This is a genomic window from Dysgonomonas sp. Marseille-P4677 (genome assembly GCF_016652235.1).
In the GTDB taxonomy this organism is placed as follows: Bacteria; Bacteroidota; Bacteroidia; order Bacteroidales; family Dysgonomonadaceae; genus Dysgonomonas.
In genome coordinates this window covers 1-2,017 of the sequence record NZ_JAEPKU010000250.1, presented here as the reverse complement: position 1 = coordinate 2,017, position 2,017 = coordinate 1, and the positions used below count along the sequence as shown (strand labels likewise).

Annotated in this window: 1 protein-coding gene; it reads right to left on the bottom strand. The window is 33.8% G+C overall.

The window, feature by feature from the left end; all coding sequences use genetic code 11:
• Positions 1–571: 571 nt before the first annotated feature.
• A partial coding sequence (locus JGH11_RS19820) for a tetratricopeptide repeat protein (protein ID WP_370567639.1) occupies positions 572–2,017 on the bottom strand: 1,446 nt, incomplete at its 5' end.

Genomic DNA, 2,017 nt, shown 5'->3' with positions numbered 1-2,017 from the left:
CATATAGAATCTCCTTATTTTTTATATTCCTATCCTGAATAAAAAATTCCCTTCGCCATCCAATTAAGAATAACAAAGGGAAATGAATTGATAACACCAAACAATATAAGAATAAATTAACCTAATTTCATTTGAATTAAATTGACTTTAGACCAAGTTCCAATTCTCCGCATCTAATCAATCATAATAATATTGTTTATCCTCCAGTTGTTACATACCAGTTATACTGAATGAGTAAACTGACTTTTTAATTGAGAGAAACGAACGCTATAAAACACGCATAAAATTAATAGCTTGTCCTATCCATAAATTAAATATTAGAACATTCGTCAGAGAACTATATATAAAAAATTTAAAAGGTTTTCATACTATGGAGAATATAATAATACAAAACTCTGATTAGGTCAAAGTTAATCAGATCTACTTTTAGCCGATCATTCTTTCTGGTCAGAAAATAGAATAATCAGTTCAAATACATTTCGAATAGGCATAAAGCACCGTTCTTGTAAGTAAAATCAGAAATCCCTTCTAAATATCCCTAAGTAGAACTCTTTGTACAGATTGCAGAATTTTATTGTAGACTTTGAATTTCTTGGTTACGAGCTTGTATTTCCAACTCATTAATCATCACCCGCATTTGTTCTTCTCTCTTCTCTAAGTCCAATATTTGAGAAGCCATAGTTCTTCTTGCATCAGGGGATGATTTACTATACTCGACACGCAGGGATTCCAACCTCTCAGATATTTTACGAGCCTCCCCTCTCATCTGCACAACTCTAAAGTAAGTATCACGAGCCGCTTTATTTTTAAACTCTGAAAGTGTATAATATGTATTATTATCATTGATCACAAAATCAAAATCTCGCACGACCTTTACTTCTTCTTTTGGAGCCTTACGCGCAAGAGCAATTAGTTGAGAATAATCCTGCCCTTTTATCCATGAACTTTTAATAGAAGATATATGTGCCCTGCCTGCCATATACCCTTCATCATCACTCTCTACAATCTTAACTATCTTATTCGGAATGAAAGTGTATATACAAACCTTGCCTATCGGCTGAAATCTGTCAGAAGCAAACCACCCAACACCTTTTTCCTCATCAATAACCATCATATAGTCATTATAGATAGAATTAAAAGGCATGTTCAACCGCTCGGGCGCAAGATAAGTATCATTGTTCATATTATATCTTGAAACAAAAAGATCATATCCACCTAAAGAATCATAATCTTTAGCAGCAAAATAAATAGTAACTCCGTCAGCCATAACATAAGGATAGTTGAGATCACCTGTCAGGTTAAAATTATTTGCAGACAACTGTTTCTCATTTCCAAATTCATCCAATAGTTTTTCCATAGAAAAAAGAGAATAAACTCCATTCTTATTCGGTTGAGAGAAATAAATCTTGGTCTCTTTCTCATTGAAATAAACTGTAGATTCTACCTTCTTATTAGCAGTAAATACTTTATTAAAAAAGTCGAGGCGCCCCGAACTACGACTCAGCTTATAAGCTGAAAGGAAGTTGGACTTATCAACGACCAAACTATCTATAATCTGAATATCTTCTGTATTAGACACCATACGGTGCAAACGTGACAATTGCTTCTTCTTTTCTTCCAAACGCTCTACATTCTGAGCATATTTTTCTTTCGCTTCTTTTGTCCTTCTGGGACTTTTATTTAATAAAGATTCATATTTATCAAAGGCTTCAGTAGCTTCTGTAAAGCGATATTCTTGTATGTAAATCTGTCCCAGATATAGAAACGAATCTTGAATGTTCTTTTTTGAAGCAAAAAGAAGACATTCTTCTGCTTTCTTCAGGTCTTCTCCTGTCTCGAAGAGACATGCTCCATACCAATGATTAACATTCGCATCGGTTGGTTTTGCTACATATTCAGCCTCGAACAAAGGCAAAGCCTTCGTATAATCACCTCTCAAATATAATTCTTTTGCATCAGCCAATCCCTGGGCCGTAATTGTAGATAAGCTACATAAAATAAACAATATATATAGAAC